This is a genomic window from Paenibacillus sp. 01T431 (genome assembly GCF_056398625.1).
On the sequence record NZ_JBFTPT010000005.1, the window covers coordinates 96,769 to 118,223 of the forward strand.

The 21,455-nt window shown below is 40.2% G+C and carries 22 protein-coding genes; 16 read left to right on the top strand and 6 right to left on the bottom strand.

Annotated features, from left to right (window positions below):
• The first annotated feature begins 31 nt into the window (after window positions 1-31).
• Entirely contained in the window at window positions 32-739 is a 708-nt protein-coding gene (locus tag AC1DM9_RS10490) for an aspartate/glutamate racemase family protein (protein ID WP_477579900.1), read from the top strand.
• Between the two features lie 156 nt (window positions 740-895).
• Here the strand turns inward: AC1DM9_RS10490 and AC1DM9_RS10495 are convergent, their stop codons facing one another.
• Window positions 896-2,821 carry a glutaminase domain-containing protein gene (locus AC1DM9_RS10495; RefSeq protein WP_477579902.1) on the bottom strand — a complete coding sequence of 642 codons (1,926 nt, stop codon included), beginning with the start codon at window positions 2,819-2,821 and terminating at the stop codon, window positions 896-898.
• Between the two features lie 141 nt (window positions 2,822-2,962).
• Here AC1DM9_RS10495 and AC1DM9_RS10500 point away from each other — a divergent pair, with 141 nt between their 5' ends.
• The 3 genes from AC1DM9_RS10500 to AC1DM9_RS10510 are packed head-to-tail and all read left to right on the top strand — an operon-like array spanning window position 2,963 to window position 4,570.
• Window positions 2,963-3,799, top strand: coding sequence for an AraC family transcriptional regulator (locus AC1DM9_RS10500; protein WP_477551634.1), 837 nt, complete (start codon window positions 2,963-2,965; stop codon window positions 3,797-3,799).
• The gene (locus tag AC1DM9_RS10505) at window positions 3,796-4,335 is read left to right on the top strand and encodes a histidine phosphatase family protein (protein WP_477551633.1); all 540 of its coding nucleotides are present in this window, start codon (window positions 3,796-3,798) and stop codon (window positions 4,333-4,335) included. Before AC1DM9_RS10500 ends, AC1DM9_RS10505 begins: the two co-directional genes overlap by 4 nt.
• A 34-nt stretch (window positions 4,336-4,369) precedes the next feature.
• Window positions 4,370-4,570: a DUF4177 domain-containing protein gene (locus AC1DM9_RS10510; RefSeq protein WP_477551632.1), complete on the top strand. Its 201-nt coding sequence runs from the start codon at window positions 4,370-4,372 to the stop codon at window positions 4,568-4,570.
• A gap of 50 nt (window positions 4,571-4,620) precedes the next feature.
• Here the strand turns inward: AC1DM9_RS10510 and msrA are convergent, their stop codons facing one another.
• Window positions 4,621-5,136, bottom strand: a complete 516-nt coding sequence (gene msrA / locus AC1DM9_RS10515) for a peptide-methionine (S)-S-oxide reductase MsrA (RefSeq protein ID WP_339209569.1) — start codon at window positions 5,134-5,136, stop codon at window positions 4,621-4,623.
• Window positions 5,137-5,349: 213 nt separating this feature from the next.
• Between msrA and AC1DM9_RS10520 the strand changes: the two genes are divergently transcribed.
• Together AC1DM9_RS10520 and AC1DM9_RS10525 are read left to right on the top strand one after the other, a co-directional pair.
• Window positions 5,350-6,123, top strand: coding sequence for an HAD-IIB family hydrolase (locus AC1DM9_RS10520; protein ID WP_477579904.1), 774 nt, complete (start codon window positions 5,350-5,352; stop codon window positions 6,121-6,123).
• 53 nt (window positions 6,124-6,176) lie between these two features.
• Entirely contained in the window at window positions 6,177-6,722 is a 546-nt protein-coding gene (locus AC1DM9_RS10525; RefSeq protein WP_477551630.1) for a GrpB family protein, read from the top strand.
• An 81-nt stretch (window positions 6,723-6,803) separates the two neighbouring features.
• Here AC1DM9_RS10525 and AC1DM9_RS10530 read toward each other — a convergent pair whose 3' ends face one another.
• A complete protein-coding gene (locus tag AC1DM9_RS10530; protein ID WP_477579906.1) occupies window positions 6,804-8,006 on the bottom strand; it encodes a serine hydrolase domain-containing protein in 1,203 nt (400 codons plus the stop codon).
• Window positions 8,007-8,392: 386 nt separating this feature from the next.
• Between AC1DM9_RS10530 and AC1DM9_RS10535 the strand changes: the two genes are divergently transcribed.
• The 5 genes from AC1DM9_RS10535 (at window position 8,393) to AC1DM9_RS10555 (ending at window position 13,280) form a co-directional block, all read left to right on the top strand.
• Window positions 8,393-8,965, top strand: coding sequence for a histidine phosphatase family protein (locus AC1DM9_RS10535; protein WP_477551628.1), 573 nt, complete (start codon window positions 8,393-8,395; stop codon window positions 8,963-8,965).
• A 226-nt stretch (window positions 8,966-9,191) separates the two neighbouring features.
• Window positions 9,192-10,289 (top strand): GerAB/ArcD/ProY family transporter, encoded by a 1,098-nt coding sequence (locus tag AC1DM9_RS10540; protein ID WP_477551627.1) that lies wholly within the window; start codon window positions 9,192-9,194, stop codon window positions 10,287-10,289.
• Window positions 10,286-11,758, top strand: a complete 1,473-nt coding sequence (locus AC1DM9_RS10545; protein ID WP_477551626.1) for a spore germination protein — start codon at window positions 10,286-10,288, stop codon at window positions 11,756-11,758. The genes AC1DM9_RS10540 and AC1DM9_RS10545 overlap by 4 nt, the downstream gene beginning before the upstream one ends.
• 2 nt (window positions 11,759-11,760) lie before the next feature.
• Window positions 11,761-12,906: a Ger(x)C family spore germination protein gene (locus tag AC1DM9_RS10550; protein ID WP_477512952.1), complete on the top strand. Its 1,146-nt coding sequence runs from the start codon at window positions 11,761-11,763 to the stop codon at window positions 12,904-12,906.
• Between the two features lie 119 nt (window positions 12,907-13,025).
• Window positions 13,026-13,280 carry a hypothetical protein gene (locus AC1DM9_RS10555; RefSeq protein WP_441881998.1) on the top strand — a complete coding sequence of 85 codons (255 nt, stop codon included), beginning with the start codon at window positions 13,026-13,028 and terminating at the stop codon, window positions 13,278-13,280.
• A gap of 82 nt (window positions 13,281-13,362) precedes the next feature.
• Here AC1DM9_RS10555 and AC1DM9_RS10560 read toward each other — a convergent pair whose 3' ends face one another.
• The gene (locus AC1DM9_RS10560) at window positions 13,363-14,280 is read right to left on the bottom strand and encodes an aldo/keto reductase (RefSeq protein ID WP_430061836.1); all 918 of its coding nucleotides are present in this window, start codon (window positions 14,278-14,280) and stop codon (window positions 13,363-13,365) included.
• A gap of 320 nt (window positions 14,281-14,600) precedes the next feature.
• Between AC1DM9_RS10560 and csaA the strand changes: the two genes are divergently transcribed.
• Window positions 14,601-14,930 (top strand): chaperone CsaA, encoded by a 330-nt coding sequence (gene csaA / locus AC1DM9_RS10565; RefSeq protein ID WP_477579908.1) that lies wholly within the window; start codon window positions 14,601-14,603, stop codon window positions 14,928-14,930.
• Window positions 14,931-14,979: 49 nt separating this feature from the next.
• On the opposite strand, the gene AC1DM9_RS10570 is transcribed toward csaA, so the two are convergent.
• Together AC1DM9_RS10570 and AC1DM9_RS10575 are read right to left on the bottom strand one after the other, a co-directional pair.
• Window positions 14,980-15,777: a polysaccharide deacetylase family protein gene (locus AC1DM9_RS10570; protein ID WP_477551625.1), complete on the bottom strand. Its 798-nt coding sequence runs from the start codon at window positions 15,775-15,777 to the stop codon at window positions 14,980-14,982.
• A gap of 369 nt (window positions 15,778-16,146) precedes the next feature.
• Window positions 16,147-16,383, bottom strand: coding sequence for a hypothetical protein (locus AC1DM9_RS10575; protein WP_477579910.1), 237 nt, complete (start codon window positions 16,381-16,383; stop codon window positions 16,147-16,149).
• A 378-nt stretch (window positions 16,384-16,761) separates the two neighbouring features.
• On the opposite strand from AC1DM9_RS10575, the gene AC1DM9_RS10580 reads away from it, so the two are divergent.
• The 4 genes from AC1DM9_RS10580 to AC1DM9_RS10595 all read left to right on the top strand — a co-directional run bounded on the left by AC1DM9_RS10580 (window position 16,762) and on the right by AC1DM9_RS10595 (window position 21,453).
• Window positions 16,762-17,667 (top strand): cation diffusion facilitator family transporter, encoded by a 906-nt coding sequence (locus tag AC1DM9_RS10580; protein ID WP_477551667.1) that lies wholly within the window; start codon window positions 16,762-16,764, stop codon window positions 17,665-17,667.
• A 548-nt stretch (window positions 17,668-18,215) separates the two neighbouring features.
• Complete coding sequence (locus AC1DM9_RS10585) at window positions 18,216-18,671, top strand: GNAT family N-acetyltransferase (protein WP_339208471.1); 456 nt, start codon at window positions 18,216-18,218, stop codon at window positions 18,669-18,671.
• A gap of 198 nt (window positions 18,672-18,869) precedes the next feature.
• Complete coding sequence (locus AC1DM9_RS10590) at window positions 18,870-19,568, top strand: NAD-dependent epimerase/dehydratase family protein (protein WP_441882011.1); 699 nt, start codon at window positions 18,870-18,872, stop codon at window positions 19,566-19,568.
• 214 nt (window positions 19,569-19,782) lie between these two features.
• Complete coding sequence (locus tag AC1DM9_RS10595; protein ID WP_477512618.1) at window positions 19,783-21,453, top strand: spore germination protein; 1,671 nt, start codon at window positions 19,783-19,785, stop codon at window positions 21,451-21,453.
• Window positions 21,454-21,455 lie beyond the last annotated feature (2 nt).

The following is a 21,455-nucleotide window of genomic DNA, read 5'->3' on the forward strand; positions in this document are numbered from 1 at the left end:
ACAGAATAACATTCATTGGAGGTGCTTCACCGTGAAGACAATAGGTCTGATAGGCGGCATGAGCTGGGAGTCATCTGTGCTCTATTACCAAACGATTAATCAAAAGGTAAAAGAAAAGTTAGGGAAACTTCATTCTGCAAAAAGTATCATGTATTCAGTAGATTTCGAAGAAATCAAGACTCTCCAGGAACAGGGGAAGTGGGACGAAGCAACTGAGATCATGATTGATTGTGCACAAAAACTAGAATTAGCCGGAGCAGAGTTCATTATTATATGTACGAATACGATGCACAAAATGGCCAAAGAAGTAGAGGATGCGGTATCCATCCCACTGCTTCACATCGCAGATGCGACAGCAAATGAAATAATTAAAGATGGAATAAAGAAGGTTGCTTTGCTTGGTACGGCTTTTACAATGGAACAGCAATTTTACAAGGGAAGACTAAGCGAAAAGTTTGGGCTTGATGTCATTATTCCTAATGAGTCAGAACGAAAGATTATACATGATATCGTCTATGAAGAGCTTTGCCTTGGAATTATAAACGAACAATCCAGAGAATCATATTTAAAGATCATTAATCGTCTTAGTGAGCAGGGAGCAGAAGCTATTATTCTTGGGTGTACAGAAATAACACTGCTTGTATCGCAAGAAAATTGCAGTGTGCCTTTATATGATACAGCAAGAATTCATGCGGAGTGTGCAGTTGATTTTTCTTTAAGTGAGGAAATTTCTCGCTAACGTTCAGAGTTGATATCATCAACTTATGACATTGGTATGGCTTATTCGCGACTATCTAGTGCATATGGAACATCATATAAACAATCAGATATTAAATTAATGCAAATGGATGAAATGAAATAGGCGACCGCTAATGGTCGCCTTTTATTATACGATCTACTTGATCTTACAAATCTCTTTATCCATAAGCATTTTAATAAATAATCCGCCTTGAACGGTACGGTTTTGGAAGCCTACCATCTTTGCAGTGCTTGTTGAATACCAGTCGCTCATTGGAACGCGGCTCTCGGTTTTATCATACGCATGCCAGAGGCGGTCTACAATGGAATTGAAATCTTCCTTGTTGTCGCAGAGTGTCGCACTCCAAACGATCCAATCCGATTTGGTGTAAGTGTCACGATTATCAAGCATGAGGCCAAACTCACCAGAATGTTTCTCCAAATAGGCTTTAGTCTCAGCTTTAAATGTATCTTTAGGGAACAATTCGAGACCGAATAATTGATCCCATACCGCATTGTATTTCATGCTGAAGGAATCAGGACGGTCAAATGCTAAACGATAGGTTCCGTCTTCATTAGCAGCCATGACGAGCCAGTTATCTATCATTCCTTTTGCAACATTCATTAATTCCTCTGACTTTTTCTCGTCTCCAGCCATACGGTTTAGAATCGCAAAGCTTGCAATACCCATAATAGCCTTAATCGATAAGTTACAGTTATGCGCGAGATGCCCTGCAAAATCATCCGTACACAGCTGGTTGTCAGGATCTACACCATTGTTGATTAAATAATTGCACCATTTCTCAAGATGGTCCCAGTTCTCTTTGGCAAAAGATACATCATTCTCCGTGACCGCAACAGCAGCTGTGCAAATCAGCATATTTCCACATTCTTCAACGGGCATTTGCCAAGTTGGGCATGTGCCGTGACTATAGACTTGGCCGTTAACGAGTGGATAGGTTCCCGCATCGTGTGGTGCAAAATCATAATACCAAATATCAGTAGCAGCGTATTTAAAAATAGGGCGCAGCATCCCTTTAACGAGCTCTGGGTTGTAAATCAAAAATTGCGGTATGGATGGATACGTAACGTCTACCGTAGCTGCACAGCCATTGCTGAAATTTTCTTTGGATATAAAGAGAACGTTTCCATCGGTATCCGCACAAACCTTATGACCTGCAATTGCTTGTCTGTAGGCTAAGGATACTAGTTCCGCGTACTTCTCATTGCCTGATTCTGCAGCTTCTGCAAATAGAGTGGATGAGAACTGTTCACACTTTTCAAATAGGTTGTCGTACTCAGATAGAGCCTGCTTCAAGGCATCTTCGATGGTTTCACCGTCTTTTTTCCAATAAGCATTAAGCGGCTCATTAAAATACTCAATCGCTTTGATATCATCATATGCAACAGCAAAAAGCGCATTTGCGTTTTCGCCTGTATTTACAGGGATCGACAGCTCAATGTTATGGCTTACCGTACCGTATTCATGTGTATTGGCTACATCGATGACAGAAGCCTTTTCATGATTAGAAGCGAGGTATAAATAACCCCAGTTAATTCTAAGATCATCACCAGCTTTATTTAAAACATTTTGAAATTTGCTTCCAATCTTGCCGCATGTAAAACCTGGCTCGCTAATATCTTTGTAATCGACTGGGAATTCATATTTAAAGTTTTGACATAACTCATCATCGACATTTATTTTTATAGTCACATCATGTGCTTCGCCATTGTTAGATTCGGCTTGTACATGAATATAAGACACGGGTCTAGACATAAGCTTTAAATCATCCAATAAAAGAGGGGTAGTAAACGTAACGAGTAAATGGATTTCATCAGATGTAAAACGATATTTGCTGGATAATGCATTAATATCTACACTTGTTTGTTTCATTTTTATACCAATGTCATTACCGCCCATAAAACAATATTCTTTTCCGTTAACCACAGCGGTACCGATTAATTTATGAGGTTGGCCCGTCCAATGTTTGGTATCAGCTTCATTCAGTTCGTTAGCCATAGACCAAACAGAAAAATAAGGATCTACAGTTATAAGTGGGACAGCTGGAGCTCGCATAATCATAGTAATTCCTCCTAAGTTAGATGAAAATGAATGAAATGCAAAACGATTGAATAATGTTATCTGTTGCTGTAATATACAATTTATCATACAAATTACGGTCTGATAATAGAAGTTATCACAATAGATGTGAGGAATATCACAATGAAAGAAACTGTTTATAGCTTTTGGCATCTGCTAGATCCTAAACTTCCATTGAACATCGTAATGGCAGGAATTTCTTATTGCGACAAGAATTATATCATCGAGAGAAAAGGTGAAAATTTATTTTCATTCGAGTATATAATGGATGGAAGCGGTGTGTTGGAGATAGAATCCCAAACGCTGTATCCTCAGAAAAATGATGTATATCTCTTAACTAAAAATAGTTATCATAAGTATTATTCCAGCGAGGAAAATCCGTGGGTTAAAATATGGGTCGTTTTTAATGGGGATTTTGCTGAAAGTTTATTTAAGCATTACTTGCCAGAAGACACCTATATTGTGAAAGATTGCAACATTCTTTCTTATATGAATGAAATTATTAATATTGCGTCTGCCAATCAAAAAAACTACTCTGATATTACAGATGAGATTTCAGTTATTGTGTTAAAAATCATATTGCATTTAAAAAACCATTTGGAAAATAAAGTGCTCTCTATTCCTGAGCGTATTAAACAATGTTTGGATTTAAACATCGAGAATGCTATCGATATTAACGATGTTTCATTGCAGCTTGGTTATTCGAAAAATTACATTATTAAATTATTCCGAGAATGTTATGGTATAACGCCGTATACTTATTTTCGCAATCGCAAAATAGAGCTCGCCAAGCAATATTTGCTTAACACGAATCTAAACATCAACGAGATATCTACAAAGCTGAATTTTGCCGACCAGCATTATTTCTCTTCATCATTTAAAGCCATTGCAGGCATTACTCCTTCGGAATATAGAAAAAACAGAACTAATCAATTTATAGAGGCGGAGGGGTACTCTTGAACATCTACATAGTCAGACACTGCAAGGCAGAAGGGCAATTGCCAAGTGCTAAGCTTACTGAAGAAGGTTATCTGCAAGCTGAGCGAGTAGCTGAATTTCTGCATGGCAAACATATCGAGCATATCATTTCGAGTCCGTTCCTAAGGGCCATTCAATCTATTTCTCCATTAGCTGAAAAAATTCAGGTAAACTGTCATGTGGATGACCGTTTGTCAGAACGGGTTTTATGTGGCGAAAGCAATGTTAACTGGCTTGAAATGCTTCGTCATACTTTTACAGATCTGGAGATATGTTATGAAGGCGGCGAATCCAGTACTTCTGCGATGAATCGTGCCTTAGCGGTAATAACCGATGTGAGAAATAGCCAGTTTAGCAATGTGGCTATCGTTACCCATGGAAACTTGATGTCCTTGCTGCTTAAGCATTATGATACTAAATTCGGTTTTGAGGAATGGGCAGCCTTGTCTAATCCTGATGTCTATCATTTGCAGTTTGAAGGTGAATTGCCAATTATACAGCGAATTTGGAATGGCTGAGCTAGATTAATAATAGTACAAGGAGGCGATAGGTTTGTACGAATATATGTATGTTGAAACGTCATTGGGCGGGTTTTTCTCCGAGGCAAAACATCGGGAAACGATCGATGAATATGCAAAAGAAGGATGGAGATTAGTGCAGGTTTTACCGACACATTATAATGGTCACGGAAAACCAACGGCGTATGAAATTATTTTCGAACGTTTCATATCAAATAGGGACGCAAACACGTAAAAGTGTCGCGTCCCTATTTTTTTCTGTCATTCATAAAACAAAGTTATATTCTACTTCCAGTATTTCTCGATAATTGCATCACGGCCAGAATATACTCTTGATTCCTTATAGAACTTTGGATTTTTACGGTGATAGTTCTGGTGATACTCTTCCGCTGGATAGAATACTTCCGCTTCTTGAATCTCTATTACAATCGGCTTGTCAAAACGGCCGCTCTTTCCAAGCTCTTCCTTGGATAATTGAGCAAGCTGGCGCTGTTCTTCTGTGTGATAAAAGATGGCAGCACGGTATTGGCTCTTGCGGTCATTGCCTTGTCCTACAGCATCTGTAGGGTCAATTTGCGGCCAATAAAGCTCAAGCAATTTTTCATATGGGAAGATGTCCGAATCATAAGTGATTTGTACGACTTCCAAATGACCGGTTTCACCAGTCAATACTTGCTCATAAGTAGGGTTCTCTAGCGTTCCGCCCATATAGCCGGACAGAATGCCATGTATGCCGGGCTGTTCTTCAAAAGGACTTACCATACACCAGAAACAGCCCCCGGCAAACGTTGCTTTTTGTATCATTTGCTCTCCCCATTTCCTTAACTAATTAATAAAGCGTTCGTATGAACACTTATTATAAGCTTGATCATTTAATCAGTCTATTGCTTTGGTGGCTTCATTAGAGACATTGTCTAGAAATTCCAAAGCTTTTGCAGTAAACTAATTGAATCTAATTATATCTATTTATAATCAAATAGTACATGACATTCATTTGGAAGTAGGGGATTACTTATGATTTTTGTTTTTGATTTAGATGGAACCATCTGCTTTAAAGGACAGCCTGTTTCAGAAAAGATTTTAAGTGGTTTGGAGGAATTAACTCAAGCAGGGCATGAAGTTATTTTTGCTTCCGCTCGTCCCATTCGAGATATGCTTCCTGTTCTTCATCAACGTTTTCACAACTTTTCTCTTATAGGAGGAAATGGTTCTCTTATTTCTAAGGATGGCAGCATGATCGCTATAGAAACTTTTAATGAAGATTTACGCCTTAACATGCTGAAGCATATTGAAGCGCATCAAGCGACATATTTGATTGATAGCCATTGGGATTATGCCTACACCGGTTCTTTAGATCATCCGATATTAAAAAATGTTGATGCCTCCAAGCTTGCTAAGCTTGTTGCAGTAGAGTCGCTGGAGACCATCGTAAAAATACTAATCCTTACCGCGAATGATATGGAAGTTTTGGAACAAAAGCTTGCAAGCCTAGAAGTTGTTATTCACAGGCATCGTAATGAAGGTGTCATTGATATTAGTCCAACTAATATTCATAAATGGAGTGCCCTGCAAAAATTAGGGGTGGAAGCCAAACAATTTATTGCATTTGGGAACGATGCCAACGACATTTCGATGTTTCAAAACGCGAAACATGCGGTTATGATTGGCCATCATGATGAGCTGGCTCCTTATGCATCGGAAGTGATTCCGCTCGCGGGCAATTGCGAAGAACAGATCGTAGAGAAACTGAAGGAGCTTGCTGGCAAGCATGTTCCAATGAATTCATAAATGCTTTTGAGTGATAAGATTTTATTAGAGAACAGCAACATAAGGAGCTCATTATGGAGGAACAATGGATAATTGCAAAACATGATCCAGAATGGAAAAATCGATTTAATGATATCGCTCTAAAAATAAGAAATGCTTTGGGAGATTTGGTCGTTCGTATTGACCATGTTGGCTCAACTTCGATTGTTGGTTTAGATGCGAAGCCCATTATTGATATTCAATTATCCGTTATTGATTTTGAAACGATCATAAATCATAAGAGTGAGATGGAGAAAATAGGCTTCGTATATCGAGAAGAAAACGCAGATAAAACGAAAAAGTATTTTCGAGAAATACCGGGCAGTCGAAGAACGCATATTCATGTACGGCAGTCAGGTAGTTTTTCAGAACAATTAACTTTATTGTTTAGAGATTATTTGCGTGCGCACCCTGAGGACTGTTTTAGATACGCTCGGGAGAAACATCGATTGTTTGAGCTTTATAAGGATGAACGCTCCAAGTATGTAGAAGGCAAAGGGCCAATCGTTTGGGATATCATTCAGAAAGCACATATTTGGTCGCAAGAAGCGGGTTGGAAACCATCGGCTTCAGATATGTGAAGGAGTAACTTCTTATTAAGAAGGGAGGAGCAGCATGCAAGCGCAGCTCCTCCTTTCCTACATGTATAGAATTTTATGTTCTTACATACCCGATTCTTTAACTAGGCGCTTGACCATTGCATGAAGATTCAGCGATTTTAAACTTAAGCTCAGCTCATGATTAAAAAAGAGGATCAAACCCGACTTGTTGTCTGGATTAAACATCGTTATCGTGAGCACTCCGGGATCAGAGCCGTTGTGTCCGATAACCTTGCCCTTGCTGACACCTTTCAAGTAAAGACTATCCAGCGCTGAATAGTTCCATCCGAGTGCCTGATTGCCATTATCCGACTGAGGTTTGAACATCTCATCAAATGTGGCATGCGATAGGATGGTTCCGTTCTCGGCCTTCCCGCCGTTCATGATGGCAAGATAGAACTTAGCAAATTCGGTAGTCGTTGTCTTCAGCGTACCGTCTGGATAAGTCGGGAACGAATAGGGCATCAGCGGTTTATGTTTTGCATCATATTGCACGGCAAGTACGTCATTGCTTAATAAATCTTTATGCAGCCATTTGGTATGCTTCATGCCCACCGGGTCAAAGATATGCTGCTGCGTATATTCCGGAAAAGGTGTTTTGGTAATCTCTTCGACTAAATAGCCGAGTAAACCATATCCGACATTGCTGTAGTTGAACGCCGAACCAGGTTTATCTTTCGTAAAGTTTTTTTCTTCGTCGTACCATTTTTCTCCCGGAACGAGAAATTCCTTCATGAACTGCGCGAGTGTAACCGTTGAGTCGCCACCACCGCTGTTCGAAGTGTAGAGGCTGTCGTACAGCTTCCAATTGTTATCAATTCCTGAAGTATGGTTTAACAGCATGCGGAATGTAATGGGAGTGTCTGGAAATTTAGGATGAACAATACTTATCGGCAAAAACGTATTTATGTCATCATCCAGCTGAATGGTTCCTTTCTCAACAAGCTGCATGACGGCCGTGGCAGTCACTGTTTTGGAAACGGAAGCAATCTGAAATACCGTGTCATTTGTGATCGGTATATCTTTTTCTTTATCGGCGTCTCCGTAATTAATAATGCGATCAATTTGATTGTCTTTGATTATTGCGATGGATACACCTGTCATGCCTGATTTCTTCATTTTGACCTGGACGAATTTCTCAAGATCCTTAGGGTTAGAGAAATCAACCTGAATGAAAGTAATCGTTGCGAAAGCAATTATAAGTGCTCCCAAAATAAGTCCAATGATTTTCCAAACCCGACCCTTCTTCCTTTTCTTCTCCATCATGACGCCACCTTCCGCCGTTTCTCAGGCCGACTATTTATAACATTTCTTAACTTTACCAGATATAGTAAAAAATAAATTCGCACCGCAGTCGAGTTTGTTGCCTCGACTTTAGACTAGTTCGTACTGGAGGTTTGAATGAATGAAATGATTATCTTGAAAGTAATCAACTAGAATCCCATGTAAGAAGAAAATAAAGTGTTAGACTGGAAAATAAAGTAGTAGACTAGAAAAATAGAGTATTAGACTGAGGATGGCCACTTAATTAACGGGCCGGATAGCTAAATGACTTCGCGAATGCTTTTTGAGACGGAATATTCACGAACTTTGAATATCACGTTATGTGAAATCACTGTAATATAATAAATCAACAATTCAAGGAGGATTATATGAACACCATCGTCTATATGGTTAGGCATGCTGAATCACCATACGATGAAGGAACTGAAAGAACAAGAGGACTCACCACAAAGGGCAAGAGCGATGTTGAAAAAGTTACAGAAATTCTTAAAGAAGAAGGAATAGATATTATTATATCTAGCCCATATAACCGAGCAATCTTGAGTGTTGAGGGATTGGCACAAAACTTGGGATTGGATATCGAAACATTTGAAGATCTCAGAGAAAGGCAGTTTGCTGAAGAAATTATTGAAAATTTAATGTCCGTTATTAGAGAGAAATTTTATGATTTTGATTATGCTTTACCGGGTGGGGAGTCTAATTCTGATTGCCAGAATAGATCGATATCAGTGATAAAAAACATATTAAAAGAACACTCTGGGAAAAAAATAGCGATTGGAACACATGGTCTTGTAATGACTTTGATGATCAATTATTTTGATTCAAGTTATGGTTTGGATTTTTTAAATCAATTAAAGAAACCGGATATTTATAAATTAAGTTTTGAAAATTTAGAACTAAAAGAGGTAATAAGACTATGGAATGAGGATTTTTTTATTTAGCTAACGGATACGTTAGCAAGAAAATATTTTTGATTACCTATCTTTACATATGAATGGCAGCCTATGACGTGTTTTTTCGTCCAAGGCTGCCATTTTTTATTAGGCTGATCCCAGACATGATTTGAATTGAATCTGTGCAACTTGCTTCTTTTGGAATATTAAATTGAAATTAGTACCAAAATAGAGTGAGGATTTACGGATTGTATAGATATGGATGTGATTTCATTTGAGCGGTTCGGGTAATAAAATCAGCTTTGTGCAAATATTTATGATGTTTTCATTAATGAATGGCCTTGCCAGCCACGTTATTGTAAATCCGATGATTTTGTCTGCGTCCAAACGTGATTCGTGGATTACTGTACTGATGACAGGTGTGTTTTTTCTTATTTGGATTTTGCTATTGGTCTGGATAATGAACCGATCAGGTCAGCAAGAGTGGAAAAAGTGGCTATCCCGCAGGAGTTCCCCTTTTGTTTCTTGGCTCCTTATCCTTCCCGTTTGCATTCAGATGTATCTCATTGGCGGTATGACCGTCATCCATACGGCTACATGGCATGTTACAAATTATTTGCCCTCTACTCCTAAGATGCTGCTCGTTGTCTCACTGGTATTATTTTGTACAGCCATGTCTATGTGGGGATTAAAGGTCATTGCGATCGTTGCAGGAGTGTTGCTTCCGCTTGTTGCGTTGTTAGGCATTTTTGTCGGTTCATTCAATTCTCCAATGAAAGATTTTTCGTTATTAAAGCCTGTACTTGAGCATGGATGGGGCCCGGTTTGGAATGGAATGGTTTATTCCGGCGCAGGTTTTGTGGAGTTGATGGCGCTTATCGTGCTGCAGCATCATTTGAAGACGAAAGTTCGAGCTTGGCAGCTGCTTTTATATGGCGTATTTTCCATCGTCATTTCACTGGGACCTATCGTTGGTGCGATTACAGAGTTTGGTCCCATAGAAGCATCCCATCAAATGACTTCGCCTTACGAGCAGTGGAGGCTCGTGAAAATTGGGCAATTTGTTGAGCATCTAGACTTTTTATCCATCTTTCAATGGCTGTCTGGCGCGATTGTTCGCATAAGCTTATCTGTGTATTTATTCGTTGAATTGCTTTCTCTTCGTCAAGCACGCAGTCGACACTGGGCAATAGCTATCATTATGGTGAGTTATATCCTTCTGTCACTGTTTCGAGTAAACGAATATACCTTTTATTTATGGATGGATCGTTATTACATGCCCATCTCGCTGGCGGTATTGTTGTCCTTTTCATTTTTATGGATGATTGCCGCCCTGTTCTTAGGATCTGCCTCAAAGGAGGGAAAAACATGAATGGACAAGCGCAGTCAAAGTCAGAGATCTGGAATGAGGAAAGCTTAAGGGCTCTCTTTGAGGGTTCATCAGATGTCAAAATCCAAGCTTGCCACTTTGGAGAACAAGAAAGCGTTGAAGTCGTGATTGCTTTTGCAGAAGGACTGAGCCATTCAGCCGACATTGGTAAGTTTATTTTACCAGAGCTTAATCGACTCTTTAAAGAACAGGGCTCATTCAAGGATCCAATTGTGCGGTTGTCGAATGTGTTGTCGATTACGGAATTTACAGAAGCGACCGAGGACGCGCTATCGGAGGCTATATTTCAAGGGGATCTGCTGCTCATATTCACAGAAGACAATAAAGTGGCTTTTGTAAGCATAGCAGATAAGCCAACAAGACAACCATACGAATCCAGTACAGAAATTTCGGTTAAGGGACCAAGGGATGGGTTCGTTGAAGATATTACTGTAAATATTGCCTTAATCCGTAAACGGCTTCGAAGCCCTTCTCTCCATGTAGATAATTTGACAATAGGACGAAGAACAAAGACGCGGATAGGGATTCTTTACTTTTATGACATCATTAATCCCAAGATATTGGAGGACTTACATGCGCGATTGGAAAAGATTGATATTGACGGTTTAATCAGCATTAGCCAGCTAGAGGAATTGTTGTCTGATTTCAAATTCAAGCTATTGCCGATTATGGATTTTACCGGAAGACCCGATTATGCCGTCCAAAGCTTGCTTTCGGGCCGTGTAGTACTCATTATCGATGGGCTGCCGATGGTGTTAATTGCGCCAGCGGGTCTATCACTTATTTTAAAATCTCCAGAGGATGCCCATTTCAACTATGCGTATGTTTCATTCTCAAGAATAATAAGAGGAATCAGCTTATTCCTGTCTATCTTTTTGCCAGCCATTTGGGTTGCGTTAGTGTCGTTTCATCAAGACCAAATTCCATTTCAAATGATGGCTACCATTTCCGTGACTAGGCTGGGGCTGCCGCTTTCTTCGCATATGGAAATGTTTTTGCTGCTCATGCTGCTAGAAATATTTAGGGAAGCGGGAGTAAGGCTTCCTAACGCAATCGGTCAGACACTGACGTCAATTGGGGGGTTGATCATTGGAGATGCAGCCATTCGAGCGGGTTTGGTTTCGCCGTCAGTTGTTGTAGTTGGTGCGATTACCGCCGTTTCGGGGGTAACTCTAGTGAATCAGACGTTAAGCACGCAGGTTAGTATTTTGAGGCTGTTCTTTTTTACACTATCCGCAATTCTCGGCATGTATGGCGTGATCTTAGGTATGGTACTGCTCATTGGTTACATGGGTACTATAAAATCATTTGGCGTAAGCTATTTGGCGCCTTTATCTCCGCTATCCGTCAGGGAGCTGCTTATTTCTTTCTTGAGATTGCCGTGGGATAAAATCAACAAACGACCTACCGCGCTGCAAACGAAAGATCCCGATAAGAAGAAGGAGGATTAGACATGTATATTTTCCGGGCAATAAGCGTGCTTCTGTGCAGTATTATGATTCTAAGCGGTTGCACGAGTATGCCGGAAATTCAAAATATGGCATATGCGACGGCTATTGGCGTCGACTTTAAGGACGGGAAATGGATTGCCTACACACAAATACTCAATTTCTCAAATATCTCGCATAGTGAACAAGTTAGTCTTGGTAAAGCTGTCCCCGTATGGGTAGGCAAAGGGGAAGGGAAAACCATGGCATTAGCATTAACTGACATTAGCAGAACATCCCAGCTGCAGGTGTTTTGGGGTCATGTTAAAGCTGTTGTTATGACAGAAGCGGTGCTCAAGAAGGGTGTCACTGATGTGTTTAGCGCGATTAATCGTTACAGGGAAGTAAGGTACAATATTCTGATCTATGGAACAAAGAGGAGCTTGCCAGAAATATTTATTCAGAAATCGATTTTGAATTTATCCCCACTGGAAACGATCATGTTTACGGCTAGTCAAATGCATTCAATCGTTTCCGTAATCCTTCCTGTTACTGTAAATCGCGTTATTGCGGATTTAAATGAACCTGGAGAGCCGGCAATGATTCCATCACTTGACCTTGATTCTAAAGATTGGTCGGAAGACGAACAACCAAAGCCGATGTTCAGCCTATCAGGTGGTTATTTTTTCAAGAAAAACAAGATGATAGGATGGATGTCAGGACGGGATCTGCTAGGGATTAGATGGGCGGAAGAGGGACTGAAACGTATACCGCTTCAAGTTAATGCCCACGGCTCACCGGCTGCCGTTATTGAATTTTCATCTCCTAGAATGAAAATTAGACCCGAAACGGAAAAGGGAGAAACTCGCTATAATCTTGAAGTTGAGGCAAAGGGCATTGTCATTGAGCTAATGCAAGACGTAACCATTAACCATTTGAAGGAATGTGCTGCTGATGCCATCCGCAAGGAAATCATGAACACCTATAGTAAAGCGTTAAAGTCCCAAATCGATCCGTTTCATCTCAGACAATCGCTTTATCAGTCATCACCCGCGGAGTTTCGGCGCTTGTCCAGCACCGATGATTTTTTCTTGAAAAATGATTCTATCAAGAACATTCAAGTAAATGTCAATCTAATGAATACGGGGAAATATAAGGGGACAAAAAATTAATTGAAGCAGTCATTTGGACTCTAAGCAAGTTTCCTCGCAACTCTTGTAACAAGAGCACAATCATGAAGCCTCTACTAATCATAGATTAAAAGGAGCATGATAGTGGGAGGTGAGCTTTAATGGAGGAAATGTATCGTTTCGGCAGAAATAATATGAACTGTAGAGTGCGTGTTCGGACTCGTGATGGCCGTTGCCACGAAGGCGTTATCGTAAATGTTGATAGAAACAATATATATTTACGGACATCGGACAAGGTAAGAACATCAGCATATTATGGTAATGGGTACGGTAATGGATATGGTTATGGTTATGGTTTTGGGGCAGGTCTACTGACTTTGTCATTGTTTACGCTTCTTGCTATAGCTTTGATTTAAATAAAGAAACCTCAAGTCCATAGCGGCTTGAGGTTTCCTTGTTTTATAGTAGCAAGACGGAATATCTCACCCTATGCTTCTGTTAAGGAAGAATGTTTCCGGCAGCACGATAAATGGCATACCATTCTTCGCGTGTCAAATGAACTTCGCTCGCATTGCAGCAATCGTTCAGGCGGTCAAGATTCATTGTACCGATAACCGGTTGCATATGCGCAGGGTGGCGCAAAAGCCATGCAATAGCAATTGTTGTATTGCTAACATTGTATTTTTCAGCAATTTCATCGATTTGTTTATTCAATTCCGGGAACTTATCGTTCCCAAGGAATACGCCTTCAAAAAATCCATATTGGAAGGGAGACCAAGGCTGAATCGTAATATCGTTCAGTCTGCAATAATCGAGGATACTGCCATCACGGTGCACAGCAGCATCATTTTCCATATTTACGTTAAATCCGCTCGAAATCATAGTCGCGTTCGTAATGCTTAGTTGCAACTGGTTAGCGACTAGAGGCTGCTTCACCGATTTCTTCAGAAGTTGAATTTGCATTGGTGTTTGATTGGATACGCCAAAATGGCGTACTTTACCAGAGCTTTCAAGGCGATCAAAAGCTTCAGCTACTTCTTCCGGCTCGACTAATGTATCTGGACGGTGCAAAAGCAGAATGTCCAAGTAATCCGTTCTCAGTCGCTTCAAAATTGCATCTACCGATTCTAAAATATGTTCTTTGGAGAAATCGAACATGCCAGGACGAATGCCGCATTTTGATTGTAAAATAATCTTCTCGCGAACTTCATCGTTCATATGAATAGCATCTGCGAATATTTCCTCACAAGTTCCACCGCCATAAATATCAGCATGGTCAAAGAAATTCGCACCTTTATCTAGCGCCGTCTGAACAAAACGTTCGGCACCGGTCTTGTCCAGCGAATTAATACGCATGCAACCGACTGCAATCACCGGCACCTCTAGTGTACTGCTTCCAAGCTTCATCGTCCTCATGATTTAAGTCCTCCTTCGAGATTGGTTAGCTTTGTTTAATGGATTCATCGCAAATAGAAGAGTGTTCTATTTGTTGCTGCACAAACTATGTAAACGCCTTCCTAAAACAATTGTGCCTTATGATTGTCTCACAAAAGGCCGCCGTATTTCAATGTTTACAAAAAGGATAAAATGATATATGTGTCCGCTGGTCGTGAGCACGGCATCTCTATCCATGCAGTCTGGTATTTACATACAAACGTGAATTCGGTATTCTGGAAAAATAGTTTCAACTTGGAAGGTATTTAATCACGACTTTTTATTAATTGGGGGCAGCAAATATGGTGACAATTGAGGATTTCATGAAATTAGATATTCGTATTGGTACGGTTATTCTTGCAGAACCTTTTCCAGAAGCTCGAAAACCTGCAATAAAATTAGAAATCGACTTTGGGGATTTTGGTGTCAAGCATTCATCGGCACAGATCACAGAACGGTATGAACCAGAACAGCTTATTGGCCGTCAAGTTGCCGCAGTAATGAATTTTCCTGTTAGACGTATTGCGGGCTTTAAATCCGAGGTGCTTGTCATTGGTGGAGTCCCATCGGAGGGTGATGTAGTTCTTTTAAAGCCTGATCAACCCGTTCCGAATGGGACGCCAATTGCGTGAGGAAGTTCATCAAAAAAAGAACAGGTTGCCGATATAATCGGCAACCTATTTAGCTTTCCACGTTCACACGTCGACAGCGATCGTAGCAATTAAAGTTATAGGGCTCCATGTCAGCTTCGATTTTTTTTGGTACATAACCATCGTTTGTTAAGCTGGTAAGAAGTTTAGTTAAATGCTTTGCTGTTTCTGGTAGGTCATGCATGAGCACGATAGGGGTCACATCATATTTCTCTAATTTTTGTATCTGAGAAATTGTCGTTTTAATATAATCTTTGCTTGAAATAGACCAGTCGCTGCTGTCCACGTTCCAATCCCACAATTTATACCCGTTGTCACTTAAAACCTTCCTGAATGAATCCGTTAAATAAGGTACACTGCCGTAAGGCGTACGAATTAGAACCGATGAGATGCCTGTAATTTTCTCAAGTGTTTTTTGAGCTTGATTCATTTCATCCAGCGCAGATTGTTCCGAACGGTAAAATCGATTTTTATTGTGTGTGACACCATGCAAAGCTACGGCATGTCCTTCTTCTACAATTCGTTTAACGATTTCTGGAGATTGTCGCATTTTTGGTTCCAACATAAAAAATGTCGCTTTCACGTGAAATAGCTTTAACGTGTCCAATATTTCATTGGTAGCTGAAGAGGGGCCATCATCAAAGGTTAAATATATCGTTTTATTATTTTTGTCATCATCGATTTCGGAAGGCTGCTTTACAGTAATTAAATTTGTTTCTAGTTGTTCATCTGTGTCATTTACAGTTGCTTGGATAGGATTTGGACTGCTGCTGCATGCTGATATTTGAGTAACAATGATTAAAATAATACAAAGGGCAAGTTTTCGCATGATCTAATTCCTCGTTTTGTGTAAGATGTTTTGATTACGATGGTTCTTTTGTCCTTTCTTTTTGTACTATGGCATATAACTTTGGGATGTCTGTTTAGTCAGTATAAAAAATAAAAGTGTCAGCACTATGGCTAACTTGTTTCTATGTTGTAAAATCTCGCAAAAATCGACATCAGCTACTGATTATTGATTTGTTAATTGGTAACACTATGTAAGAAGAATGATGGACAGACTTTGGCCATCAGTGATGAAGCAGATGAATTTTTTAAGGGGACAGCGGCACTCTGAGACTATTTAATATAAGTCTCATCATCCGTTGTCCCCTTTATTGATTGACCTGCTTTGATAACCAAATGGCTGTTATTAAATCTATTTACGTTTCTTTTTTAGAAATTTTCTAGTTAAATTAACTGATATTGATCTTAAATCAGAGGAATCGGTTGAATTCTGACCAGAATCGCTATTATCGCTGCCGCTGTCACTATCGCTGCTGCTAGAATCACTGCTGCTTCCTTTTCCGGCTATATTGGTTATATTGATGTTTATTCTGCCAACATTCCCAAAAATAATCGTGCCTTCGTTTCTTTCAATGATGACACGTCCCAATTCGCATCCCATAATAGCTCAGCATCCCTTTCTTTCATCACTATTTAAAGCAGCTTGACTGTAGAGGGTTCTTACTGACTATTCTATGAATGAACGAGTAGATAGGTATTGGCTATTTGTAGAGTTACAGGAGCCTTTTTTTAGTCTAAAATCTGTTTTTATTATGCGATGTGGTATAAAAGCTCTCATTCTATTGGATTTTTCTGGTTTTGCGCATGAGCAACAAAATTAGTTTATTCAAACTCTATTGGTGTCTGGGAAGATTTCTTACACGGGGCAAGACTGTTTCTCTAGACCCACATGAATTTCGTTTTGTATAATGACACGGTACCTTTAAGGCTATAGAAGATAGGAAGTGCTCAAGGATTGACTACTCAAATGGATGCAACAAACAAGCAATCAACTTTCGCGATTTGGAACAGCTTAATTAGCAACATTGTATTGACCGTCATGAAACTTACTGTTGGTTTGCTGTTTGGCAGCCAAGTGCTTATTGCAGATGGCGTTCATAACGCAGGAGATGTATTTGCAACTGCAGCAGCATTAGTCTCAATGATGATATCAAAGCGACCGCCGGATGAGGATCATCCGTATGGACACGGAAAAGCTGAGGTTATCGGAGCAGGGATTGTAGCGGTTGTACTTGTCCTTGCTGCGCTCTATATGGGCTATCACTCCGTAATGGCAATGATGGAACCGCCACATAAAGCAACACTGCTTGTCCTCATTGCAGCAGCCATTTCACTCGTATGGAAACAGTGGCTTTATGTTTACACTATGCGAATTGGCAAAAACACGAATAGCAGCGGCTTAATCGCCACTGCATATGACCATTTAGCGGATGTATACGCATCACTGGCAGCAGTTATTGGTATTGCTCTAGCCATGTTAGGTGAACATTACAATATTCATTTTCTAAAATATGGAGATCCCTTCGCAGGAATCATTGTTGCTTATTTTGTCCTAAAGCTGGCTATTCAAATGGGAAAAACCTCTGTTGACGTATTAATGGAGAAAAATATTGATGAAGTGAGCATGGAACAAATTTCAGAGCTCGTTAAGTCGATACCTGAAGTAAAGCGAATTGACCGAATACGGGGTAGAGAGCACGGACATTACATTATTGTAGATGTAAGAGTAGGCATTCCGGCTGAATTAAGCGTACAAGAAGGCCATGACATTAGCAGAGAAATCAAACGAGTGATTCAAGCGCAAAATCCGATGGTGGAAGAGGTTCTTGTTCATTTAAATCCATGGTATATGGAAAACACTCAGAAAGAGTAAAGGTAGTTAAGCCGATACGAATGCAGAAAAACGGGTGCTGTGGCATCCGTTTTTTTGTATGTTTTTCAACAGGTTAAGGATGATAGAAGAATGAATGGTTCCACTCAGCTGTATACCTAAACGCAACAAAGGCTCGCGATTAGTCGTCTATCTTGTAATTGGAATATTTAGCATTCGGAGGGTATTGATGATGAAACAATTAAAAAGCAAAGCTATAGTGATCGTTATATTAATTGCTTGTTGCATTCCCTTACTTTTATGTTGGGGGTTGTATATCATCCTAAGTTCTCCTACGATGCAATGAATGACTCGAGATCTGTCATGATAAATAAATGATATTTTTGAGTTCAGTAAACTTCAGTTATAGGCATTCTTTATCACCCAAGCTGCGAATAAGTCGTTTATGATGTGTATTGTAGCTATCTTTATAAAAGGAGTGATGCGTTATGAGAAATGACCAGTTTCAAATGATCGATTTGTTCGAGAGGTCTATCACTTAGGGAAATCCGATAGATGGTTTTTCCTGAAATACAGGGAGGAATCCAGGAATGATTACATTAAAGGCATTAGACATTAGTAATTGGGAACAATGTGCACAGCTTAAACCAAAACCAGAGCAAGAAAAATATATCGCACCTAATATTTATTCGATTGCTGAAGTGCAATTTTTAAAAGGATTTGTAACGAGGGCGATTTACAATGATGAGGTAATGATTGGTTTTACAATGTTTGGGCTTGACCCAGACGATGGGAACTACTGGATTTATCGGTTTATGATTGATGGAGCATTTCAAGGACAAGGTCATGCTTCTAAAGCAATGCTGCTGGTTATTGATGAAATAAAAAATGCAAGTGACCGAACGGATGTTATTGTCCTTGGATATAAACCGGAAAATGAGCGAGCAAGGAAGCTTTACTCAAAAGCTGGTTTTAAAGAAGAAGGTTATGCTCCTTGGGGAGAAGTACTTGCGAAGTATAGCTTCAAGCAAGCTGTTCACAAATAACGAGAATAAAATTTCGCACAGCAAAGGCTGCCGTCCTAAACGAGACGGCAGCCTTTGCTGAGTTCATATGAAAGAATGTTTAAGAATTATGATACCTAAATCATAATATCGATATGATTATTGAGGATGGATCGTTTAATATAAGCATAGGAGTGTCGAAGCTGTAACCAGCTCTGATTTTCAAGAGGAGGAATTGTGATGTCCATGCCGACTAGCGATACATTGGCGAGAAAGAAAGTTAGAGCCATTATTACTGGTTCTACTGGAATGGTGGGAGAGGGGGTGCTCCATGAATGCCTTAATCACTCTGAAGTGGAGCAGGTATTAGTCATAAATCGCAAGCCATGTGGCGTAACCCATCCAAAACTAAAAGAAATTATATTACCGGACCTCTTTGATTTATCTAGTATTGAATCCAGGTTAAGCGGCTACAATGCCTGTTTCTTTTGTCTAGGCGTATCGTCTGTAGGTATGAAAGAGGCTGAATACAGCAGAATTACATATGATTTAACCTTATATATAGCTAATCTGCTCTCCGAATTAAACAAGGATATGACCTTTTGTTATGTAACCGCGGGAGGAACAGACAACACGGAACAGGGCAAAAGCATGTGGGCACGGGTGAAAGGGAAAACGGAAAATGATCTTTTGAAACTGCCCTTCAAAGGAGCTTATATGTTTCGACCAGGCTACATACATCCGACAAAGGGATTAAAAAACGTCCATCGCTTTTATGGGTTGTTAACTTGGCTGTACCCTGTTTTGCGGCCTATTTTTCCGAAGCATGTCATTACGTTAAGAGAACTGGGCATAGCGATGATTCATATCGTTAACGAGGGTTATGAGACTTCCATATTAGAGAGTAAAGATATGGCGAAGGCGGCTAAATTGAAATAATGCTTTATGGATGTATAAACGAGAACGAAGCTGAATACATATTGGAAAACTTCCCTTCTGGCAGCATAGAGGGAAGTTTTTTTTGAGCTTCTATCCTAAGAGGACCTTAGGTCAGAGCAGAATAACAATATCTGTAATTGTACATACTACGCTCATCTTAGACTGGGAAACTTAGGGGAACCACCTAAAGTCTTCCGTAAGGGAGTGGAATGAAATGAAAGCCAAAGGGAAATTAGGGAAATATTTTAGAGCTGATTTGTCTTTTGTCCAAAATGACTTTTCACTTGGAAACTGGGGTGGAGAAGCGGATCAAAATCTTGAGACCACGGAAGGCGCCACAATGCCTCAGATAAGTGATTACACTCAAGATTATGGACGTCTATCCCGAAGCCTCGCTGAAAATCTAGAATGGTTTAAGGCTCATTTCACCTATCCTCGCAATCGTGGTCTAATCGTTCGTGAAGTGACAGTAGGACAACATGGGCAAAAGGGTGCAGTTCTTTTCATGGATGGACAAGTAGATTGGAAGCATCTGGATCGTTGTGTCATGGTACCTATAATGAATATAGAGATGAAGCATGTTGAAGATCTGGATATAGATGTTCTGATGGCTGATACATTTAAAGATGGAAAAGTCACCTCAAAAGTGGATCTAGGAAGAATTACAGATAGTATATTGGCAGGCTCCGCTGCCATTTTATTTGATGACGTAGCTGAAGCGATACTCGTTGTGGTAAAAGGATGGGAAAAGAGAGCCATCGATACCCCGAGAACGGAGGTTGTCGTACGCGGTGCAAATGAAGGGTTTACGGAGGAACTAGAAACAAATTTATCGATGATTAGACGAAGACTGCGGACGCCAGACCTCATCGTGGAGACTGGTTTTGTAGGCACGCTCTCGCGGACAGAAATAGCGATTGTTTATATTAAAACGATTGCAAACGAAGAGCTTGTAGCCGAGGTTAGAAAACGTATTGCAAGCATTCGATATGATTACATCGGCGATAGCGGCACGATTGAACAATTAATTGAGGAGCATTCGAATTCGATTTACCCCAATATACTCAGCACCGAACGACCAGACTGGACCGCAGCACATCTTGCCAATGGTTATGTAAGTATTATGGTGAACAATTCACCATTCTCTCTTATCGTCCCAGCTCATTTTCCACTTTTCCTGCAAACGGTAGAGGATACTTATCTTCGTTGGCCATACAGCAGCTTTATCCGTACGATTCGCGTAATCGGTTTTTTTGTTGCACTCTATTTGCCAAGTATTTATGTGGCAGTCGCTAATTTCCATCAAGAAATGATACCGACGACACTTATGCTTGCTATTGCCGGTTCACGCGAGGTTGTCCCGATTCCGCTAGCTGCAGAAATATTTATGCTGGAATTGATGTTCGAAATCATTCGTGAAGCGGGCGTCCGGATTCCGAGCGTTATCGGTCCGACGATTGGTATCGTTGGGGCATTGATACTGGGGCAAGCCGCCGTACAAGCCAATATTGTAAGCCCGATCGTTGTCATTATTACGGCAACAACAGCGCTAGCTTCTTATACGATTCCGAACTATAACATGCAGTTCGCCACACGTATGCTTCGTTTCATTTATTTGCTTGCAGCGTCTTATCTCGGCTTGGTTGGCGTTGTTTTACTGTCATTATTGCTTTGGACTAAGCGAGCAGCGGAAAATTCGTTCGGCGTTCCTGTACTAGCTCCTTTTACACCTCATAGACCTAGCAGCGATTCATTTTTGAGAAAAGCAATCGATAAGCAAATTTATCGTCCGTTTTCGATCCGTCCCAAAGATGCGAATAAAATTCCGAGCAGTAAAGCGGCAGAAAGCGATGAGACGAACAAACAAGGGGATGCGCAGAAGTGAGA